This window comes from Haliovirga abyssi, assembly GCF_030295325.1.
Classification (GTDB): domain Bacteria; phylum Fusobacteriota; class Fusobacteriia; order Fusobacteriales; family Haliovirgaceae; genus Haliovirga; species Haliovirga abyssi.
Window position 1 is genome coordinate 1701184 of sequence record NZ_AP027059.1, and the last position, 18213, is coordinate 1719396.

Genomic DNA, 18213 nt, shown 5'->3' on the forward strand with positions numbered 1-18213 from the left:
TAAAATTTAAATATAACACAATTCGTAATATGCACATTTTTTACAAATTTTACTATCTATTTTTTTAGGTATCTCTTTTCTTTTTATTATATCTTTTATTTCAATCAGAATGTTTTCAATTTTTTCTTCATCTTTTTCAGTTAAAACTATTTTTTCTCTCTTTCTTAATAATGGATAATCAATTATTCCATCCATATTATCCACTCCATTTTTCTTTAAATAATATTGATAATATCTTATTTGCCAATGCCCTGCTTCTTCTATAGCTTTAGATTTTTTTATCTCGTGAATTACTTTATATCCCTCAATAAAATCAATATTTATTGTGTTGTCTATCATTATATGTTTTTTCTCTTTTTTATAGCTGTTTTCATCTATTGATTTTCCAATGGATACATTTTCACTATTATTTTCCATAGATATATTTTTTGAAAAATACCAAAGTTTCCTTTTGCATACAAAATAATAGTAAAACATTACACCTGTTATTTTTATGTTTTCTTGTTGCATTGGAGTCACCTTCTTTTTAGTAATGGCTTAAAAATAACAATCCAATTTTGTTTTAAAAGGCTCAAGGTTCTTTTATGAAAAGCACATAAAAAACTACGCCTAACATATGCAGTGCTTCAACCATTTTTATAACAAAATATAAGAAATTTATTTTTTAAATGTTCCTTAGCAAATTAATTTTAAAAACTCCTTGAATCAAAATCAATATTTCTATCAACTTTTTTCTCAATTGTTACTCCCTCTTTTTCTGAATATTTACAATCTAAAATTGGAATTTCCATATATTTTCCTATTTTCAATTTTTCATTTAATTGTATTCCATATATTTCATTTCTTCTTATATCAACTGTATAATCTTTCAGCTCATATATTTTTTTTATCCTATTTTCTGTAAATTCTTTCCTATTTTCATTATTATAGATTGCTCGGTTTATATCTAAAATTAATTCATCAATCGCATCTTTTCTTTCTTCGTAAATAGTTTTTGGAATAATAGTAATATTTTCTATATCTCTAAATCTCTTTCTAACTTCTTTTTTTGATAATTCATATTCAGGTATAGTTTTTATATAATCTATATTGGCTAAAACTTTTTTATAATATTCCGTATTTTTCAACTTTTCAGTTGTATATATTTCTCCAATAATATCTAATTTATCCTGCTCTGTTATTTTCCCATCTAAATTTTTCAAAGCTTCTTTTGAAAATTCAAAGATATCTTTATCAATAACATAATTTACTCCACTACATTTATTCTCACCACCATCAAATACATAACAATTATAACCATTTTTATCAAAAGCTCTTTTTCTATAGCATCTTCCAAATCTTTGAAATAATCCATTAATATCAGAAAGTTCTGTAAATAACAAATCGAAATCAATATCAAGAGATGCTTCTACTACTTGAGTTGCAACCCATATTCCAATTTCATTTGAATTTTTATCTCCCATACGCATAATATTTTTTTCTTTATTCTTTCTATCTCTTTTTATAAATTTTGAATGTAATAAATTAATTTTTACTTTCTTGTCAATTAATTCTTTATTATTAGATAATTCTTCAAATATTTCTTGAGCTTTTCTAACTGTATTACAAATTACCAAAACTTTATTTTTATTATACTTTTCTATTATTTCTCTGCTATCAATTTCACTATTTCTAACTTTAATACTATGCCTTATCAAAGAATTAATATAGGGCTTTTCTCCAGTAATAAAATTTATTCCTTCTTTCTTCATTAAATCAATAATTATTTGTGGAAGTGTTGCTGTTAATATTGCAAATTTTCCACCTATTTTATCAATATAGTATAATCCTAATATAAGATAAGCTAATAAATCTGGTGAATACATTTGAATTTCATCAATAACCACTTTAGAGTATGATAAAGTAGCAAGTTTGGATTCAAAATCTCTATATCTAAATACAAAATCAAATATTTGATCAAGTGTACATATTGTTAAAGGTAGCGATAATTGTTTTGTTTTATTATAATATTCTTCTATATTATCACCATTATTTTTATTTTCAAGATATTTACTATATGTATCAGAATGAAGTAGCCCTATTCTCTCTTTATTTTTAACAATTTCGTTGACTACTCTTTTATAAATCTCATTTATAGCCGTTTTTAAAGGTAATGTAAAAAAGCCTTTATTATTACCAATCCATAATAATCCTGCTTCTGTCTTTCCCATCCCTGTTTGGGCTACTGCTATTATATTTTTATCTAAATTATTTTTCATAAAATTTTGTAAATCATTCCAATTAAAATTGTTTTCTTTTTTGAATTTATCTAAACTATCATTTAAAAAATCATTTTTCACTTCAACGTCAATACCACCACTTGCTGCATAATCAAGACGATTTAATAGCCCTTTTATTTTTACATATTCAAGAAAATAATCAGAATCTCCATATGTTCTTTCATTTGCAAAATATTTTGCACTAATTTTTTTTATTTTTTTTATTTCTAATTTATCATATTTAAAATTAACCGCTTCTTTTTTTAGTAATTCTACTTCTTCATTATAATTTTCTGCATTATAATCTCCTCTTTCATGATGCCTTGCCACTGCTTGAGATATAATTTTAATCTCATTATTTGTAAAATTATATTCCTCTTTTAATTCTTTTGCATTTATAAAAGCCAAGCTTAATAAATTATGTGCTATTTCATCTTTATGTTTCTTTATTTTTTCAATTTTATCTTGAAATTTTCTATTTATTTTCCCTAGATCATGATAAATACAAGAAATTTTTAAGGCATTCCAATTTATATCTAAATCAGAATAAACGCTTTTTATAATTTCAAAATTTCTAAGTAAATTATCTGTATGTTCTTGTATTGTTTCTCTTGGATTGGATTTTGCAAGATAATTATTCATATATTCCCCCAATATATTATTGTGAAACGACTTATGTCGTCCCACAATAATATTAGATACATTAAAAAAATCTATAGATACATTCATATTTTTAAAACAAATGACTCCTTAATTTTTTTAAGAACCTTATTAAATTATTTCTAACGCTATGTGTTTCTAATGCCTTTATTTCCACATATCTCTTAGATAAGAGAATCCTCCAACAAGGGAGGTTCTTGAGATTTTAGTTTTTTAGCATTTAACACGCCTATTATTAAATTGCAAATACAATATTTCTATCTTCATCAACTAATATTTTTTCACCTTCACTTCCTATTATTCTTGAAGAATAAATTACTTTCTTTTTATTCCATTTTCTAAAATATTTTGGTTGTTTCTTAGTCCCAAAATTTTTAAGTTCATAATTTTTATTCAAATTATACATTGTCCCTCTATTTTCTATTCCATACGAACTAGTTTCTGAACCTAAAATTATTTTTTCACTTTCTATCATCTCTAAAGGAATATAAGCTAAATAATCATTAGATAATTCTAAATCCTTTTCAAATTCTTCTTCTCTTATCTCTACTGAATTAACTTCTTTTATTATAACTAAATCTTCTCTTCTTCCGAGAGATATAAATTCTAATGGATTTTTTATACATTTTTCTATTTCTTCTATTAAATTTTGATCTTCTGGAATTATATGTATAAGCAATTCTACCTCTGTTAATAGCTCTGTAGTAGCAATACCCCTACCAATCCCAAACCCATTAGCATTTAGCTGATGTCTACCAGATTCAAATTTCATTTCAGGTTTAAATTCATATCTTGTAAACAAATCATTAACTTTAGAGTGATATTTGCCTTGAATACTTACCTGCATTTCTTTATATTCTTCATACCCACAAATTGAATGTACCATCCCAATTACTGTTGAATATGGTGGCAATGGATATGTTTCTTTTAGCTGAAAACTTGTAGGAACTTTATAATTAACAAGTTCTTGTTCTAATTTAATTCTAATTGCTTTTTTCATAATACTCACTTACCTTTGTTTTTAAGTTTTTAAATAGTGTTGGCATACTTTCAGCTTTTAACTCTTCTTTTATTTTAATATCATTATCAAATTTACCTTCTATTAATCCACAAATTGTATCTTTTTCTATAAAATCAAACAACACTCCTTTTATCGACTCTATTACTAATTTATTGTTTTTTATATCTAAAACATTTTCAAATATAGGATTTTTTATATCATATACCCCACCTATTGCAAATAAAGGTTTTAAATCTTCTCTTCTTCCTCTAATATCTCTGTAAAGCAATGCTATTGTATCTAATAATTTATTTACTCTTCTTGCTTTTTCATCATTTTCAAGATTTATACTATCATTTTTATCAATTCCTATTTTATCAAGATCAATTGCTATACTATATCTATAATAACTTCTATGTATTTCAGATTGTGCTATATTCATTCCTTTCATTTCTCCACCTGTTCTATCTGATAGCCCTTTATTTGTAAGAAAATCTAAATCACCTTTGAAAGTTTCAAGAGAAATAGCATTAGATAATCTTGCTACGGCTGAACGTGTTACACTCCCTTCTCCTTTTTTTGTTTTCATGTATCCAAAAAAATCTATTTCTGGATAATCTTTTATTGTTGCTTCAGGTGAAAATTGAACTACTTCTTTTTCAACCCTTGTAGGTGTTAATTTTTCTCCTAATTGTTCTATAATATTATATCTTATTGCTTGCCTTGAGATGTACGTATACTGATTTCCATTACCTCTTGACATTTTTTTTAGCGAAGCTACATTCCCTATTCCTTCTCCATAATTTGCACTTTCTGCCTCAAAAATCATTGATAAAATTAGTCCTTTTGTTTTCATTATCTATCGCCCCCATCTAAATTATTATTTTTATCATCAATTAAACCACTTACAAAAGCATACCCTATTGTTTTAAATGTTTCTATATCTTGCAAACAATCAATAAAAAACTTTGGAACCTTCTTTCCTGTATAAAGATAACAATTTAAAATAGTATCCATAAACATCCCATTATTATTAGTCTTTAGTGCATTTAATAATCTATAGGAAATTCCATTAAGTTTGTTTTCAGAATTTTTGTCTTTATATGCTTGTTTCAAATAATACCCTGCTCCATTATAAGATTTTAAAGCATCTTTTTCTATCTTCTTCATCTCTCCAACCCCTTTCAAATATTCAAAGTTTATATTTATTACTGCTAATAAATGCCTTCCATTAAACAAAGCATTATTTGATTTTGTTAACTTTAAAATCAACATCTTGTGTATAAGTAAAAACATATTTTCATTATTTAAAATATTTCTCATTACTTCTTCATAAACTCTAAAATATTTATCAATCTCTTTATATCCTGCTTTTATTAAAATATCTAATTCATGCTTAGAATTATTAATAAGATTTAATATCTTTTTAGATAAAATATTAAATCTATATTTTTCATTTTCATATCTAACAACTTGAATATCTGACAATTCATATTTAGAACTATTATTTATACTTTCACTCATTGCAGTTATCATTGCTCTATATGTTGTATTAGAATTCATCTCTTCATCATTTAATATTGTCATCCTTACTCTATTATTTATTTTTATTGCTTCTGCAATACTTCGATTTGCATTTACATATATTCCTTTATCATATACATAAGTAAAACCTGCAGGAACACAAGAATAAATGAGCTTACAAACAGGACAAATAGCAATATCATTCACAAAATTCCAAACATGAGATGTTTTTCTGCTAGTATCAAACCCAGTTGCATTTAAAAATCCTAAATCATTATCCATTTTTTTTATTTTATTATCACAAGTAAAACAGTCATACTTATATTTTTCTTTAGACTCATTTAAGTATTTAAAAGTTGATAAAGGAAAATAATTTTTATAATCACTATAAATATTTTTTTCTTTAGTTTGCGGATTTAAAAAAGATATACCATTCCAAGCATTTTTAATTATAGTATAAATAACGTTTTTAGCTGCTATATATTTTTTTACTTCATCTAATGAATAAAAATCTATTACTTCTTTTATTTTTTCAATTATTCTTTTTACATCTTCTAACCTATCTTCAATACTTTCATTCTTTTTAAGTTTTATTTTCTGTATATTTTTTTCTTTTTCTAATATTGGAAAATCAGAACTAATTAATTCATATGCTGCTTTATGGCTATTACTTTTTAAATATTTTTTTAAGTTTTCTATATACTTATTAAAATTTTCAAAAGCTTTTTTATCAAAGTTACTATAATTTTCTTTTTCAAAATACTCTATTTTATTTCTATAAGAAACTACTTTTGACCAAGCTAATTTTTTTTCATAAGTATTAATAAAATAATTAAAATATTTTTCTTCAAAATTCTCTAACACTTTAGAATCAATTATTACTTCCTGTCCATTAAATTCAATTTCTTCCTCATGACCAGCATATTTTAAGATATTTATAAAACCTACTACTCCTACATTATAAAGCCAATCCTTTAACGATAAATGTATCTTCTCTTCCATATTACCTCACCTCCTTCCATCACACCATATCTACCATTCCAAACCCTTGCGATCTCCTGCTTCCAATTCCTGCTTTATATAAATAATCCAACAAATATCCATCTCCACTAATTTTTACTATTCCAATATTACCAGTAATTCTTCTATGAATCCTTTCTTCAAAATGAGAAATTGGTACAGATTTCATTTTCCCAATCTCTATTTTTAAATTTTCAACATCTTTTTTTATATCAAAATCAAAGAAACTCTTTCCACTCTCATAAATATTTATTTTCATTTGATCTAAAAAATTTTCATCATTATAAACCAAATGGTTATCCTTACTATTATCTCTATTTTTATTATCATGATACCTTATAACTACTGGTGATAACGTTTTAAATATAGCTTCATTGCTTTTTATTACTTTTTCTTTTGCCATTTTTACATTTATTAATGTAAATTCAAAACTATTTTTAAAATTATAAACTTTGTGTAATTTCCCAAGTATAGAATTATAAAAATACAATCCATATTCTTGCGAAAATGTAGAATAATTCAAATATATCTCATTCCCCTCAATCTCTATCTTATCAGATAAAAATTTGGGATTTTTCATATATACTGAAAATGTAAATGGTTTAACTATTGGATCTCGTCCCATCTTCCCAATGTAATTTTTTTCATAAAATTTTTCGCTATAATCTTCAAATGATGACTTCAGAAAAGAAATAAATGCCCTCCTATAATCCAAAGGAATTTCTTTCTTTTTCAATTCAAATTTCAAATTAAATCTCATAATTCAACCTCTCCTCCTTAAATTAGTTTGTAAACAGATAAGAACCTGCTAAACAATTAATTCCTATATATAATAAATTTATCCACTAACCAAACCTCATCTATTTTATTTTATTAGTGAATATTAGTGGCAATTGGTGACAAAAAGATTTTTTTATTAGTTCTTCTGTTTTTATTTTATTCTCACTCATCTCCCTATTCTCCAATCTAATTACATAAAATTCCAAAAAACAAAAAAATTGAAAAATACCTAAACAAATAACTTGCTTAGATTTCCTCCAATTTTTTTAATTTCCCCATTTAAAACTTCCCCAACAACATATTACTATTTTTTTTACAAAAATTCAAGTTTTATTTTATTATATCTATTTAATATAATATCAAAATTCTTGAACTATTATACCTGTTATGATATAATAATTTGTGGGGAAAAAAATAAGGAGGTGCGCAATTTGAAATTTGCAATAATTGATGATTCAGGGGATATTTTACTCTTATTAAAAGAGATTCTTAAAAAACATTTTAATGATTCCATTATAAAAACTTATGATTCAGGAGAAGATTTCTTTGATAATCCAAATCACAAAGATTTTGATATTATTATTACTGATATGAATTTACCTGGTATTTCAGGAATAGATATTGCAAAACTATCAAAATCAAAATCAAATACGCCTGTAATTCTTATTACAGCAAATGGGTCTAGTGAATTAGTAAGACAGCTTTTTATTGAAAAAATAGTTGATGACTACCTTGATAAACCTATTTTGGAATCTAATCTAATAGAAAGAATTAACAATGTAATAAAAGCAAATAATAAATATGAATCATTTATTTGGGTGAAAATTTCTAGAGATAAGAGTATTCAAGTAGATATAGATAACATTGACTATATTTCTACTTCCGAAAGAGCTAAATTTTTAACTGTTTCAACTTCTACAAATGAAAAATATGAAACAAGAGCCCTTTTAAAAGAGATTGCTGCTAAATTACCAGAAAATTTTATTAAACTAACTAAAGGATTAATTATTAATAAAAATAATATTAAGTTTATATCTTCAGAAGAGTTGATTATTAGTTTTAACTCTAATAGTAAAGTTAAAATTAGTAGGAATAAACTTTTTGAATTAAAACAAAAATTATGATATAAAAAAACAGCTCAAAACTTCTGAGCTGTTTTTTTTATGCCGTTTTTTATTACATACTACTTAGGAATGGCTTAAAAATAACATTCCCATTTTGTTTTAAAATACGCAATGGTTCAAGCGTTTTTATAACAAAATATGAGAACATTATTTTTTAAACGTTCCTTAATTTTTCATTTAATAGTTTATTTACAATTTGAGGACTTGCTTTTCCTTTTGATTCTTTCATAACTTGCCCTACAAGATATCCCATTGCTTTTTTCTTTCCATTTTTAAAATCATCTATTGATTGTTGATTATTATCTAAAACTTTTTGCACTATTTCTTCAATAGCTCCTGTATCTGTAATTTGTATCATACCTTTTTCTTTTACAATTACTTCTGGAGTTCTGCCATCCTCTAACATAATTTCAAACAGATCTTTTGCAATTTTTCCACTAATAGTTTTTTCACCAATTAATTTTATTATTCCACCTAAATTTTCAGGCGATATACTAAACTCTTCTATTGAAATCCCTTTATCTTTTAAAACTCTTAATACTTCTGTCATTATCCAGTTACTTGTAGTTTTTGCATTTCCTGAATTTTTTACAGCTATTTCAAAATAATCAGCTAACTCTTTTTCAGTACATAATACATCTGCATCATATTCTGGTATTTTATATTCTTTTACAAATCTAGCTGCTTTTTCTTCTGGGAATTCTGGCATTTCATTTTTTATCTCTTCTATTAATTCATCAGATATTTCTATTGAAACCAAATCAGGTTCAGGAAAATATCTATAATCATTAGCTTCCTCTTTTGATCTCATTGATTTTGTTATACCTAAATTATCATCCCATAATCTAGTCTCTTGTGTAATTGTCCCACCATTTTCTATCACTTCTATTTGTCTTTCTATTTCATAATCTATTGATCTTGCTACTGCTTTAAAAGAGTTCAAATTTTTAGTTTCTGTTCTTGTTCCAAATTCTTTTTGACCTTTTGGTCTTACTGATACGTTAGAATCACATCTAAGAGATCCTAATTCCATACTAACATCACTTACTTCAGAATATTTTATTAATGTTCTTAATTTAGTTAAATATTCATATGCTTCTTGAGAAGTTCTCATATCAGGCTCTGATACTATTTCTATTAATGGTATCGAAGCTCTATTTAAATTCACATAACTTTCATCAGCAAAATCACTATGTACAAGTTTTCCTGCATCTTCTTCCATATGAATTCTTGTAACTCCTATTCTTTTTTCTTTTTTATTTACATTAATATCTATATGCCCAAATTCTGCAAATGGTTTATCAAATTGAGATATTTGATATCCTTTTGGTAAATCTGGATAATAATAGTTTTTTCTATCAAATTTTGTATCTTGATTAATTTTACAATCTAATGTTAATCCTGCTTTTATTGCATATCTCAATACCTTTTCATTTAATTTTGGTAAAACTCCTGGATGCCCAAGACATATTGGACATACATGAGTATTTGCTTCATCCCCATCATAATCTGTACTACAACTACAAAATATTTTAGTATTCGTTTTCAATTGTATATGAACCTCTAGCCCTATTACTGCCTCATACTCTACAGCCATTTATATAAACCTCCTATTTTTTTAATTTTTTTACTATCATTGGTATAATAGCAAGTTGAATTACTATTCCCACTAATCCTGCCATAATTCCTCCAACTATAAATGAAGTTGGTAAAAATTTAGGATTTTTTATCATTATAAAATTCATACTAAGTGCAATAAACACTACAACCCTTCCTAATAACATTCCGCTAATTAATGAAATATATTCATTTTTAGTTTTATTATAAATAGCTCCTGTTATAAATCCATATGCTGTTAATTCTATTGTCATTATTTGTGCCATAGGAAATGGTGCTGCAATTGGCATACCTGTTACCATAAAGCTAACAATAGGTGCTAATGCTCCAACTAACACACCTTCAAATGGACCATATATCATTGCTGCTAAAAAAACTCCTATATGCATAGGTAAAAATGTTTTCCCTAAAAATGATGGATCTTTCAAATTTAATCCTAATCCAATATAATGTACTACCCAAGGTATAATCAATGTAATTCCAAAAGCAAGTAAAAATGAAACTGATTTTTCCTTTATTTTTTTTACACTAATTTCCATATTATATCTCCTCACTTACATATTGTGTCACAATGTCTAACTTTGTTATAATCATCTAATTTTTGATTTTTGCAGTTGCAACGCCTTGTTCTGTCCTTGATTTTATTGAGTACCCACAAGGACAATGTCATTAAATTAAGAAAAACTTAAAACCCTACCTCTCCGTCAGCTTCGCTGCCACCTCTCCTAAAAGGAGAGGCTTTTTGGCTCTCCCTCTGGGAGAGCTGTCACGCTAGTGACTGAGAGGGTGATTTCCCTTAGCTTGACAGCATTACCAACAAGGCTCACTCCTACAAATTATTGCTATTTTTAATATTTTTATTATTTTAATTTAGGAAGCTCAACTTTACCTCTTACTTTTTCAAATGCATATCCTGCTTTCAAAATATCTCCTTCTCCAAAAGCTTTTCCTAAAAGTTGTATACCAACAGGAAGTCCTTCTGATAACCCTGCAGGAACTGACATACCAGGAATACCTGCTAAATTTGCTGATATTGTAAATATATCAGATAAATACATTTTTAAAGGATCATCTGTTTTTTCTCCAATTTTAAATGCTACAGATGGAGAAGTTGGTGTTAATATTACATCTACATTATTAAAAGCATTATCGAAATCTTGTTTTATAAGTCTTCTAACTTTTTGAGCTTTTTTATAATAAGCATCATAATATCCTGCACTTAATACATAAGTTCCTATCATAATTCTTCTTTTTACTTCATCTCCAAAACCTTCACTTCTGCTTTTAGTATATAATTCTGTTAAATCTTTATATTCTTTTGTTCTATATCCATATCTAACACCATCAAATCTTGATAAATTCGAACTTGCTTCTGCAGGTGCTACAATGTAATAAGCTGGTCCAGCATATTCTGTATGTGGCAATGAAACCTCTACTATTTCAGCTCCAAGGTCTCTATATCTTTCAATTGATTCATTTACAATTTTTTTTACTCCTGCTTCCATTCCATCTACAAAATACTCTTTTGGTATCCCTATTTTCATTCCTTTTATATCTTCTGTTAAAAATTTTGTATAATCTGGGACTTCCATATTTACAGAAGTTGAATCATTACTATCATATCCCGAAATAGCATTTAACGCTAATGCTGCATCTTCTACATCTTTTGTTATTGGTCCAATTTGGTCAAGAGATGATGCAAAAGCTATTAATCCAAATCTTGATACTCTTCCATAAGTAGGTTTTAACCCCACAACTCCACATAATGAAGCTGGTTGTCTAATACTTCCACCTGTATCTGAACCTAAAGAAATTATAGATTCCCCAGCAGCTACACTTGCTGCAGATCCTCCACTACTTCCTCCAGGAATTCTATTTAAATCCCAAGGATTTTTAGTCTTTTTCACAAATGAATTTTCTGTAGATGACCCCATTGCAAATTCATCCATATTAGTTTTTCCGATAATAGGAATACCATTTCCTTTTAATTTTTTTACTACTGAACCATCATAAATCCCTTCATAATTAGATAACATTTTTGAGCTTGCAGTAGTCAAATCTCCCATTGATACCATATTATCTTTTAATGCAATTGGAATTCCTTCTAACCCATTTAATGTTTCTCCTCTTGCTAATTTTTCATCTGCTTTTTTAGCTGCTTCAATAGCTTTTTCTTTAGTTAAAGTTACAAAACTATCTACTTTATTTTCCACATTTTCTATTCTATTAAAAACACTTTCTACTATTTCTGTTGATTTAATCTCTTTTTTACTTAAAAGCTCTTTTAATTCATGTGCCGTTAAACTATATAATTCCATTCTTAACCTCCTATTAAATTATTTTTCTAATTCTTTCTTTTTTTCATTTTTAATTTTCTTCTATTCTATCCTACAACTTTTGGAACAATAAAAGTTCCTTCTTCTTCTTGAGGTGCATTTTTCATTGCTAATTCATTTGATACCGATTTTTTTACTACATCTTCTCTCAATGCATTTTTCAAATCAATTGCATGAGATAATGGTTCTACATTCTCAGTATCAACTTCACTTAATTTGTCAACATATTTTAATATATCATTTAATTGTGACTGAAATTTTTGAACCTCTTCCTCTTTAAATTCAAGTCTTGAAAGACCTGCAATTTTTAGTACATCCTCTTTTGTTAATGCCATCTTTATACCTCCTCTATTATTTTATTTTTATTATTTTCATAAACTGAATATGCAACTAAACTCCCCAAAACTGCTCCTACAATTACATCACTTAACCAATGCCTATATGTATAAACTCTTGAAAACAATACTATTGATGGAATAAATAGAAATAATGCTTTTAAATATTTATTCTTAACATATAAAAAAAATGGAATAAATGTTGCAAATGCTGTTATTGTATGACCTGATGGCATACTTAGGTAATCAAATTTAAATAATTCACCTGCATTATATGCTTTTATATAATTAAAAAATTGTAATGGATTGTTTGCAACAAAAGGTCTTTCTCTGGATATAACTCCTTTTATTAATAAAACCATTAACCCTGCATAACTTGTTGACATTAGTGAAATAGAAAATATTTTTTCTATTTTTTTTAGATTTAAAATTATCCCTACAATTATACCTGTTAATAAAAATGGGAAAATAAATTTTCCATTTCCAATGTAAACATTTCCTAATTCAGAAATTACACTAAAGATATTTTTTTTACTGTTTATTTTACTAAAAAATCTTGATAAATCTGAATCTACAAAGAATATTATGAATATCACACCTATTAAAATAACTGTTAATATTTTATAATTTTTCTTTATCTCTTCTATTGTTTTTTTAAGAATGTTTTTCCAATATCCCTCTTTTATTAATTTATAAATCATTATAATAAAAAGTATATATAAAAAAATTGATGGTTTTAATAATTTTGACATTTTTTTCTCCCTTTATTAATTATTTCTTAGTTGATTACTAAAAATTTTTATTGTATATTTTATATTATACAATAAATTCTACATAATGTGAATATATTAAATCAAAATATTATTTTATAGTTTCTTTTTTTTCTGAATAATATTTCCCCTCATAAACATAATATCTTCTATTTACATATTTATCTTTATAATTTATCTCTTCTAATAATTTCAAATTATTAAAATATTTTTTCAGCCTTTTTAAGTCATTATTTTCAATAATAATAATCGATTTTTTATTATCTAATTTACCATTCTTTTTATCATTCTTTAGCCATATATTATACATTGAATATCTAGAATCTGGTAAACTATATAATCCATCAACTTTATCCAAATAATATCCAGCCTCAGAACTATTTTGATATGAATCTCCAAATAGTAACATATCTTTATTCAAATATTTTTTTACAGGCTTAAACAGTTTGTTATATCCATAAAATTTATTTTTCAAAACTGCTCGTTTAGGCAATGGTAATATTTCTGGAAATCTTAATATTACAATAAATATAAATGATAAAATAATTCCAGATATATATAATTTTCTTTTATTATTAATTTCAATAAAATATGCAATTAAAATTGTTCCTGCTATATATGCAGGTGCTGCCCAATTTGCTTCAGCTTTTTTAAATAATGAATTATATAAGAAAAACAGAAGAGTGAATACAAATGTTATAAATAAATATTTAAATTTATTGTCTTTTATATTTTTCATATAATCTTTTGTTAAATAGTAGATTAACCCAATAAAAAATATCGGATTAAAAATTCCAATTTGACCACCTAAAAATTCAAAAAAACTATTTAATTTCAAAACTTTCTTTTCAGAAACTCCATGTGAAAATTGAAATTTAAAAGATACCCAGTCATTAATATAATTCCAATATATTACTCCAGAAAAAACTAAAATCGCAATTAAAATTGCAATATAAATCTCTTTTTTTAAAAATAATTTTTTATATTTAGAAAAAATAAGAAATAAAAATATCGAAACTAATAATAATACTCCAGTATATTTAGAAACTAATAATAATCCACCAAATAGACCTGTCAAATAAGCATATTTTGATTTTTCTTCAAAAATATATATGTATGCACTATATAAAGTAACTCCCCAAAATAGTATTAAAGGCGAATCAGGTGTCATAACTATAAAACCTGCTTGTGTTAAAGGTAACAATAAAAATATAATTAATGCTTTTTCTGCAACTTTTCCTGAAAATATTTTTTTAGAAAGCTTAAATATAATAATTCCTGTTACTCCCATTGAAATTACTGTCCCAAGTCTCACAAAAAATTCATTATTTGAAAAAAATGTGAAAATTGAAATAAGATACGCTACCATTGGTGGGTGATCAAAATATGACAGCTGAAGATGTTTACTCCAAACCCAATAATAAGCTTCATCTGGATGTAATGGTAAAAATATATTATAAACTGAACACAATATTAGAACTATCCAAAAAAAATATTTAATTTTTTTGCTCATATAAATCCTCCTTATGAATGGCTTAAAAACAACCTTATCTTTTCTTAAATATTTTTTAGAAATCTTCTATTAAATCTCATCCACCATACCATTAATATTGCTTCTAAAAATATCTTTTTAGACATTTTAGATTTTCCTAATGTTCTGTCTTCAAATATTATAGGAACTTCTTTTATTTTATATCCTTTTAAATATGTTATATAATTAAGCTCAACTTGAAAAGAATATCCATTTGATTTAATTCTATCTAAATCCATATTTTCTAATACTTCTTTTTTGAAACATTTAAATCCACCTGTTATATCATTTAACGGTAATCCTAATATTATTTTTGCATATAAGCTCCCGCCTCTACTAACTATTTTTCGAATTATTCCCCAATTTTTTACTCCGCCATCATTTACATATCTACTTCCAATGATTAAATCATTATTTTCTATCTCTTCTAAAAATTTAGGGATATAAATAGGATTATGTGAAAAATCAGCATCCATTTCAAATATATAATCATATTCATTTTTTAAAGCCCATCTAAATCCTTCTATATAAGCTGTTCCTAGTCCTAACTTCCCTGCTCTTTTTAATAAAAATAATTTTTTATTATATTTATCTTTCATTAAATTTTCTATTATTTCATATGTTTTATCTGGCGAATTATCATCTACTATTAATATATTTATATCATTTTTTTGATTGTAAATTTCTTCTAATAATTTTTCTATATTTTGACTTTCATTATACGTTGGTATTATTATTAATGCCTTTTTTTTTGATATACTCATTACTTTTCACTCTCCATAATCTTGATTCTTTTCCTTAAATACTATAAAATAATTCCCTAAAAAATTTAATGTACTTGCCACACCAATTCCAATTAATTGAGATAAAATTTTATTTATACTAAAATTTTCAACTAATAACCTAAGAACTAATATATTTACAATAAAATTTATTCCACTTATTAATAAAAAACTAAAATATTTCCTCTTAAAGCTCTTATGTTCTGCTTTTCCTTTAAAAGTCCATATATTATTCCATATAAAATTATTTGTAACAGCAATAAAAAATGAAATTGTAGCAGCTATTAAATAATTTATATTCATAAATATTAATATTGAATAAACTATCATATTTACAATTACTCCACTTATTCCAACTATTCCAAATTTTATAAATAGTTTCATAATTTTTTTTAACATTCAGCCTCCAATAAATAGGGCAGACACATAGGTATGCCCCTACATAAATTTTTCTTTATTATATTTTTTAATTAAATTATGCTCTCTTCTAACTTTTCTATTATATTTCTAAAATTTTTATATCCATAATAATCTATATTTTCAGCTATACAATATTTTTCTAACCCATATCCTTTTTTTGCAAATAAAATATCTGCATATCCACTAGCACATATATCAGAACTTCCATCTCCAATATATATAATTTTATATTTCATATCTTTATATTTTCCCAATATACTTTTTTTACAAATACCACAAAATCCACAATTTTTTTCATATGGAAATTCAACTTTCAATTTATTATCTTCAAAAATTAAATTGTTGCTATAAATTTTATTTTTATCTATAAAAATATTGTTATACTCTAATACTGCATCTATATTTTCACAAGTTGCAGCACTAACTATTCTATATTCATATTTTTTTAATTTTACAAAATTTAAAAATTCAACAAAATATCTATCAACTTCTACATTTTTCACAATATCTATTTTAAATTCTTCTTCTGATAATTCTAATAAACCTAATAATTTTGACAAATATTCTTTTATATTTATCTCTTTATTTTGAAAACTCTTTTGAGTATTTAAAACTTCATCTTCATTATATATTCTTACTAATTCATCTGTTGAATCTTTATTAGTAATTGTTTTATCAAAATCTATTAAAATCATTATTTTATCTTCTTTATTTTTTTTATTAATCATATCTTTTCTATTTTTCATCTGTTCTAACTTTTATAGAATTTGCATGTGCTGTAAGTCCTTCTACTTCTGCAATTCTTATTATTTTATCAGCTTTTGCCATTAAAAGCTCTTTCGGATAATATAAAATTGATGTTTTCTTTATAAAATCATCTACATTTAACGGCGAATAAAATTTTGCAGTCATATTTGTAGGTAATACGTGATTTGGACCTGCAAAATAATCTCCTACTGGTTCAGGTGTATATTTTCCTAAAAATATTGCTCCTGCATTTTCTACTTTTGAAATATATTCAAATGGATTTTCTATCTCTAATTCTAAATGTTCTGGTGCAATAGCATTTGATAATTCAAAAGCTTCATTTAAATTATCAACTACAATTATATGTCCATTATTTTTAATACTTTCTCCTGCAATCTCTTTTCTTTCTAATTTATCTAATTGATTTTGAACCTCTTTTTCTACTTTTTTTGCTAACTCTTCAGATGTAGTTATTAAAATAGAAGCTGCCATTTTATCATGTTCTGCTTGTGATAAAAAATCTGCTGCTAAAAATTTTTCGTTACCATTTTCATCTGCAATAATTAATATCTCGCTAGGCCCTGCGATCATATCTATATCAACTGTTCCATATAATATTTTTTTTGCAACTGTAACATAAATATTACCAGGACCTACTATTTTATTTACTGGTTCTAATACTCCTTCTAATCCATATGCCAAAGCTCCGATACCCCAAGCACTTCCCATTTTGAATATATCTTTTATTCCTATAATATCTGCTGTAACTAATAAATATGGATTAATTTTATTTTCATTATTTACAGGAGTTGCTATTACAAGCTCTTTTACTCCTGCCACTATTGCAGGAACTCCATTCATTAATACTGATGATACTAATGGTGTATTTCCACCTTGTCCACCTGGTACATATAATCCAACTCTTTTTAATGGAGTTATTTTCATTCCCAAAGCTTCTCCATTATCTCCATAATCCAGCCAAGAATTTCTTAATTGTTTTTTATGAAATTTTTCTATATTTGCTTTTGCCTCTTTTATAGCTTCCAAAAATTCGCCATCAATTTCTTTATAAGCTTCTTCAATCTCTTTTTCAGTAACTTTTAAGTCTTCTTTTTTAAAACTAGCAGAATCAAATTTTTGAGTGTATTTTACAATAGTATCTACTCCATTTTTTTTTACATCACTTAAAATATCTTTCACAATAATTTCATATTTTTCATCAATTGTAAATCTACCTTCCAGTAATTGCAAAACATCTTTTAGATTTTTATTATATCTTCTAATCTCCATTTCTGCCTCCTATATAAAT

17 protein-coding genes are annotated in these 18213 nt (G+C 25.3%); 1 reads left to right on the top strand and 16 read right to left on the bottom strand.

What is annotated here, in order from left to right; all coding sequences use genetic code 11:
- Positions 1–6: 6 nt before the first annotated feature.
- From cas4 to cas6, 6 genes are all read right to left on the bottom strand, one after another.
- Positions 7–510, bottom strand: coding sequence for a CRISPR-associated protein Cas4 (gene cas4 / locus RDY08_RS07520; RefSeq protein ID WP_307903755.1), 504 nt, complete (start codon positions 508–510; stop codon positions 7–9).
- Positions 511–689: 179 nt separating this feature from the next.
- Positions 690–2900, bottom strand: coding sequence for a CRISPR-associated helicase Cas3' (gene cas3, locus RDY08_RS07525; protein ID WP_307903756.1), 2211 nt, complete (start codon positions 2898–2900; stop codon positions 690–692).
- A gap of 253 nt (positions 2901–3153) precedes the next feature.
- Positions 3154–3918, bottom strand: a complete 765-nt coding sequence (gene cas5b / locus RDY08_RS07530) for a type I-B CRISPR-associated protein Cas5b (RefSeq protein ID WP_307903757.1) — start codon at positions 3916–3918, stop codon at positions 3154–3156.
- Entirely contained in the window at positions 3902–4774 is an 873-nt protein-coding gene (cas7i, locus tag RDY08_RS07535; RefSeq protein WP_307903758.1) for a type I-B CRISPR-associated protein Cas7/Cst2/DevR, read from the bottom strand. The genes cas5b and cas7i overlap by 17 nt, the downstream gene beginning before the upstream one ends.
- Positions 4774–6444: a type I-B CRISPR-associated protein Cas8b1/Cst1 gene (gene cas8a1 / locus RDY08_RS07540; protein WP_307903759.1), complete on the bottom strand. Its 1671-nt coding sequence runs from the start codon at positions 6442–6444 to the stop codon at positions 4774–4776. Before cas8a1 ends, cas7i begins: the two co-directional genes overlap by 1 nt.
- Positions 6445–6463: 19 nt before the next feature.
- A complete protein-coding gene (cas6, locus tag RDY08_RS07545; RefSeq protein ID WP_307903760.1) occupies positions 6464–7222 on the bottom strand; it encodes a CRISPR-associated endoribonuclease Cas6 in 759 nt (252 codons plus the stop codon).
- Positions 7223–7673: 451 nt separating this feature from the next.
- On the opposite strand from cas6, the gene RDY08_RS07550 reads away from it, so the two are divergent.
- A complete protein-coding gene (locus tag RDY08_RS07550) occupies positions 7674–8366 on the top strand; it encodes a LytR/AlgR family response regulator transcription factor (RefSeq protein WP_307903761.1) in 693 nt (230 codons plus the stop codon).
- Positions 8367–8520: 154 nt separating this feature from the next.
- Here RDY08_RS07550 and gatB read toward each other — a convergent pair whose 3' ends face one another.
- The 10 genes from gatB to hisD all read right to left on the bottom strand — a co-directional run bounded on the left by gatB (position 8521) and on the right by hisD (position 18194).
- Positions 8521–9963 carry an Asp-tRNA(Asn)/Glu-tRNA(Gln) amidotransferase subunit GatB gene (gene gatB / locus RDY08_RS07555; protein WP_307903762.1) on the bottom strand — a complete coding sequence of 481 codons (1443 nt, stop codon included), beginning with the start codon at positions 9961–9963 and terminating at the stop codon, positions 8521–8523.
- 13 nt (positions 9964–9976) lie between these two features.
- Positions 9977–10522 (bottom strand): ECF transporter S component, encoded by a 546-nt coding sequence (locus RDY08_RS07560; RefSeq protein ID WP_307903763.1) that lies wholly within the window; start codon positions 10520–10522, stop codon positions 9977–9979.
- Positions 10523–10843: 321 nt separating this feature from the next.
- Complete coding sequence (gatA, locus tag RDY08_RS07565; RefSeq protein WP_307903764.1) at positions 10844–12301, bottom strand: Asp-tRNA(Asn)/Glu-tRNA(Gln) amidotransferase subunit GatA; 1458 nt, start codon at positions 12299–12301, stop codon at positions 10844–10846.
- Positions 12302–12366: 65 nt separating this feature from the next.
- Positions 12367–12654 (bottom strand): Asp-tRNA(Asn)/Glu-tRNA(Gln) amidotransferase subunit GatC, encoded by a 288-nt coding sequence (gene gatC / locus RDY08_RS07570; protein WP_307903765.1) that lies wholly within the window; start codon positions 12652–12654, stop codon positions 12367–12369.
- Between the two features lie 2 nt (positions 12655–12656).
- Complete coding sequence (locus RDY08_RS07575) at positions 12657–13406, bottom strand: phosphatase PAP2 family protein (protein ID WP_307903766.1); 750 nt, start codon at positions 13404–13406, stop codon at positions 12657–12659.
- A 109-nt stretch (positions 13407–13515) separates the two neighbouring features.
- Positions 13516–14937, bottom strand: a complete 1422-nt coding sequence (locus RDY08_RS07580; RefSeq protein ID WP_307903767.1) for an ArnT family glycosyltransferase — start codon at positions 14935–14937, stop codon at positions 13516–13518.
- Positions 14938–14981: 44 nt separating this feature from the next.
- The gene (locus RDY08_RS07585; RefSeq protein ID WP_307903768.1) at positions 14982–15719 is read right to left on the bottom strand and encodes a polyprenol monophosphomannose synthase; all 738 of its coding nucleotides are present in this window, start codon (positions 15717–15719) and stop codon (positions 14982–14984) included.
- Positions 15720–15725: 6 nt separating this feature from the next.
- Complete coding sequence (locus RDY08_RS07590) at positions 15726–16136, bottom strand: GtrA family protein (RefSeq protein WP_307903769.1); 411 nt, start codon at positions 16134–16136, stop codon at positions 15726–15728.
- 71 nt (positions 16137–16207) lie between these two features.
- Positions 16208–16903, bottom strand: a complete 696-nt coding sequence (locus tag RDY08_RS07595) for an MtnX-like HAD-IB family phosphatase (protein ID WP_307903770.1) — start codon at positions 16901–16903, stop codon at positions 16208–16210.
- Positions 16893–18194, bottom strand: a complete 1302-nt coding sequence (gene hisD, locus RDY08_RS07600) for a histidinol dehydrogenase (RefSeq protein ID WP_307903771.1) — start codon at positions 18192–18194, stop codon at positions 16893–16895. The genes RDY08_RS07595 and hisD overlap by 11 nt, the downstream gene beginning before the upstream one ends.
- Between the last annotated feature and the right edge of the window lie 19 nt (positions 18195–18213).

What these genes read in the sequence shown, in the direction of transcription:
- cas4 (WP_307903755.1), bottom strand. Translation starts at nt 510, where the DNA reads ATGCAACAAGAAAACATAAAAATAACAGGTGTAATGTTTTACTATTAT.
- cas3 (WP_307903756.1), bottom strand. Translation starts at nt 2,900, where the DNA reads ATGAATAATTATCTTGCAAAATCCAATCCAAGAGAAACAATACAAGAA.
- cas5b (WP_307903757.1), bottom strand. Translation starts at nt 3,918, where the DNA reads ATGAAAAAAGCAATTAGAATTAAATTAGAACAAGAACTTGTTAATTAT.
- cas7i (WP_307903758.1), bottom strand. Translation starts at nt 4,774, where the DNA reads ATGAAAACAAAAGGACTAATTTTATCAATGATTTTTGAGGCAGAAAGT.
- cas8a1 (WP_307903759.1), bottom strand. Translation starts at nt 6,444, where the DNA reads ATGGAAGAGAAGATACATTTATCGTTAAAGGATTGGCTTTATAATGTA.
- cas6 (WP_307903760.1), bottom strand. Translation starts at nt 7,222, where the DNA reads ATGAGATTTAATTTGAAATTTGAATTGAAAAAGAAAGAAATTCCTTTG.
- gatB (WP_307903762.1), bottom strand. Translation starts at nt 9,963, where the DNA reads ATGGCTGTAGAGTATGAGGCAGTAATAGGGCTAGAGGTTCATATACAA.
- RDY08_RS07560 (WP_307903763.1), bottom strand. Translation starts at nt 10,522, where the DNA reads ATGGAAATTAGTGTAAAAAAAATAAAGGAAAAATCAGTTTCATTTTTA.
- gatA (WP_307903764.1), bottom strand. Translation starts at nt 12,301, where the DNA reads ATGGAATTATATAGTTTAACGGCACATGAATTAAAAGAGCTTTTAAGT.
- gatC (WP_307903765.1), bottom strand. Translation starts at nt 12,654, where the DNA reads ATGGCATTAACAAAAGAGGATGTACTAAAAATTGCAGGTCTTTCAAGA.
- RDY08_RS07575 (WP_307903766.1), bottom strand. Translation starts at nt 13,406, where the DNA reads ATGTCAAAATTATTAAAACCATCAATTTTTTTATATATACTTTTTATT.
- RDY08_RS07580 (WP_307903767.1), bottom strand. Translation starts at nt 14,937, where the DNA reads ATGAGCAAAAAAATTAAATATTTTTTTTGGATAGTTCTAATATTGTGT.
- RDY08_RS07585 (WP_307903768.1), bottom strand. Translation starts at nt 15,719, where the DNA reads ATGAGTATATCAAAAAAAAAGGCATTAATAATAATACCAACGTATAAT.
- RDY08_RS07590 (WP_307903769.1), bottom strand. Translation starts at nt 16,136, where the DNA reads ATGTTAAAAAAAATTATGAAACTATTTATAAAATTTGGAATAGTTGGA.
- RDY08_RS07595 (WP_307903770.1), bottom strand. Translation starts at nt 16,903, where the DNA reads ATGAAAAATAGAAAAGATATGATTAATAAAAAAAATAAAGAAGATAAA.
- hisD (WP_307903771.1), bottom strand. Translation starts at nt 18,194, where the DNA reads ATGGAGATTAGAAGATATAATAAAAATCTAAAAGATGTTTTGCAATTA.